We start from the raw sequence: 3007 nt of genomic DNA, 5'->3' as shown, positions 1-3007 counted from the left end.
GGCCGCTGGAAAGCCCTGCGCCGCACCACGATCAGCCCACGCCGGATCGGCGACATCGTCACCGCCGCGCTGCACCTGACCCATTTCGAATACAAATACCTAACCGGATCTTGCTGAGATCAGCTCAGTGGCCTCCTGTCGCAGGTGCGGACTGAGTTTTGCTCATGTGATGAACATCTGGTGTGAGTCTCTTCCCGCCGAGGAATTCGTGCAAATTTCCTGGGGCGGGCTATACGAACTACTGCAACGAGTTCACCACGGAACTTGCTGCTTTCGCGATCACCTGTTCGTGCAGCCCGCTTCGTTTTCGACGGCGACAGGTGAGCGAACGGATCCCGGCCGAGGTCGCCATGGCGATCCTGGCCGGGATCCCCAGGGTCATTGCGTTCTCGGGTTGCTGCTGGTCACGGCGGTGATCAGATCGTGGGGGCGGCGGCCTGCGCGCCGGGCGGCGCGGGCGATGTTGGTGTCGCCGCTGGCCCGGTGGAACCCGATCGCGGTGTTACGCAGGGTGGCCATGACGGCGGGTCCGTTGCCGGTCCGGGCTTGATGAAGATCCTCACGGAACGTTACATCTCGGACGTGGTTTTCGATCAGCCATTCGGAACGGGCCCAGTGCTGCAGGTCGGCCGGGTGGGCGTCGGCGGCGGGTAGTGAGATGGTCAGGTACGCGGTCTCGCGGCTGGTCTTGCCGCTGGTGGTGATGGTGCGGGTCCGGGTGATCCTGATGGCCTGCTGCGCGTGTGGGAAGCCGATCCCGCCGGGCGTGTGCAGGGTGACGGCTTTGACTGTCCGGGTTTCCCGGCGACCGTGACCGCGGTCGCGGGTCTGGTGCCCGATCGGGATCTGAGCCCAGGGCAGCGTGGTGAGCTGGGCGAACAACGTCGGCCGGTTGCCTTTGACCGGGATCAGCAGGTGCGCGCCCCGTCCGGTGATCTCGTTGGCGTGGCCGGTCTGGGTGTGGAGTGCGTCGGCGACGAAGATCAGGTCTTTTCAGGCTGCCCAGGACCTGTTCGACCGCGTCGAGTAACGGGTTGAACGCCGGGATTTCGTTGGATTTCGCGTTGACGGTGACCTGGGCCAGGACGATGCCGGTGCTGGTGTCCAGTGCGGACAGCAGATGTACTTGAGTGCCGTCGGCCCGGCGGGCGCCCCGCACGGTTTTGCCGTCGACGGCGATGACCTGCCGATACCGCCGTCGGGGTTTGTCCGCCGGGCGGATGCGGGTGCGTAGCCAACTCGCGAGGATCGTGGACAGCAGGTCGGCGTCCAGGCGGATCAGTAGCCGCCACATCGTGGTGGTGGCCGGCACCTTTCCCAGGGAGCCGAGCCGGGCCCGGGCGATGTCGTCGAGGTCGCGCAGCCAGTCCGCGATCGCGGTGACCGACGACGCGCCGGCCATCACCGCGCACACCGCGACGCTCAGGAGTCCGGCAAGCGGGTAACGCAGCCCGCGGGGGCTACGGGCATCCGGCACTGCTGACAGCGCGTGCAGGGGGACTGTAAAAATAACGGCGGATCTCGATCTTCAAGGGAGACGCCAGGATGACGACGGAACCTCACGTCGAGCAGGGTTCGGCCACCGGGCCGGTGGGTGTGGTCACGGATGAGCAGCTGGTTGCGATGCTGGTCGACCGGGCTCGTGGTGACGGGCTGAAGCTGACCGGTGACGGTGGCCTGTTGCAGCAGCTGACCAAGCGGGTTCTCGAGTCCGCGCTGGAAGGCGAGATCACCGATCACGTCGGCTGTGACAAGCACGACCCGGCCGGTCAGAACAGCGGGAATTCCCGTAACGGGCACCGCGCCAAGACGGTGATCACCGACGTCGGGCCGGTCGAGGTCCGGGTCCCACGCGACGTGGCAGGCTCGTTCGAGCCGCAGATCGTCCGTAAGCGTCAACGCCGGCTGTCCGGGGTCGACGATCTGGTGTTGTCGTTGTCGGCCAAGGGTTTGACCCACGGGGAGATCGCCGCGCACCTGGCCGAGGTGTATGGCACCGAGGTGTCGAAGCAGACGATCTCCACGATCACCGACAAGGTCATGGACGGTATGGGCGAGTGGCAGAACCGGCCCCTCGACCCCGTCTATCCAGTCGTGTTCATCGATGCCATCAACGTCAAGGTCAGAGACGGTCAGGTCGCGAACCGGCCGATCTACGTCGTCATGGCGGTCACCGTCGACGGGCACCGCGACATCCTCGGGATCTGGGCCGGTGACGGCGGCGAGGGCGCCAAGCACTGGTTGCACGTGCTCACCGAGCTCAAGAACCGTGGCGTCGCCGACGTGCTCATGCTGGTCTGCGATGGGCTGAAAGGCCTACCCGACGCCGTCGCGACGGTGTGGCCCCGCACGATCGTGCAGACCTGCGTGGTGCACCTGCTGCGCAACTCGTTCAAGTACGCGGCCCGTCAGGACTGGGACAAGATCGCGAAGGCCCTGAAGCCGGTCTACACCGCGGCGACCGAGGACGCCGCTACCGAACGGTTCCTGGAGTTCGCCGAGACGTGGGGCAAGAAGTATCCCGCGATCGTCAGGTTGTGGGAGAACGCCTGGGCCGAGTTCGTCCCGTTCCTGGCTTTCGACGTGGAGATCCGCAAGGTCATCTGCTCTACCAACGCGATCGAGAGCGTGAACGCCCGCATCCGTAAGGCCGTCCGGGCCCGTGGCCACTTCCCGAACGAGCAGGCCGCGTTGAAGTGCGTCTACATGGCGCTGATGAGTCTCGACCCCACCGGGGCCGGCCGCCGACGGTGGACCATGCGCTGGAAGGCGCCGTTGAACGCCTTCCAGATCGCGTTCGAGGGTCGGCTCACCCCGGTCAACCACTGACAACCTCAACAACCAAGATCAGCCGTTAAATTGACAGACCCCATTGAGCCGCCCCGGATCTTCCGGAGAGGGAACCAACTAAGATCGTTTCTCTTCTGGAAGGAAAAGGGGAATGTCGATGGCGAGGCAGCGCAGGACGTTCACGCCGGAGTATAAGGACCAGGTCGCTCGGATGGTG

Annotated in this window: 2 protein-coding genes and 1 pseudogene; 1 reads left to right on the top strand and 2 read right to left on the bottom strand. The window is 65.3% G+C overall.

Features of this window, described 5'->3' with window-relative positions; all coding sequences use genetic code 11:
* Positions 1–378 precede the first annotated feature (378 nt).
* Entirely contained in the window at positions 379–936 is a 558-nt protein-coding gene (locus LXN57_RS47580; RefSeq protein ID WP_251804940.1) for a hypothetical protein, read from the bottom strand.
* 130 nt (positions 937–1066) lie between these two features.
* Positions 1067–1477, bottom strand: a pseudogene (locus LXN57_RS47575) (transposase family protein); the annotation flags it as partial.
* Positions 1478–1623: 146 nt separating this feature from the next.
* Here LXN57_RS47575 and LXN57_RS47570 point away from each other — a divergent pair.
* Positions 1624–2829, top strand: a complete 1206-nt coding sequence (locus LXN57_RS47570; protein ID WP_251804939.1) for an IS256 family transposase — start codon at positions 1624–1626, stop codon at positions 2827–2829.
* Positions 2830–3007 lie beyond the last annotated feature (178 nt).

It is taken from the genome of Paractinoplanes hotanensis, assembly GCF_023717965.1.
Lineage (GTDB): Bacteria > Actinomycetota > Actinomycetes > Mycobacteriales > Micromonosporaceae > Actinoplanes > Actinoplanes polyasparticus.
Note: the sequence above shows the minus strand (reverse complement) of the source record. Positions and strands in the feature narration are given on the sequence as shown.

What these genes read in the sequence shown, in the direction of transcription:
- LXN57_RS47570 (WP_251804939.1), top strand. Translation starts at nt 1,624, where the DNA reads ATGCTGGTCGACCGGGCTCGTGGTGACGGGCTGAAGCTGACCGGTGAC.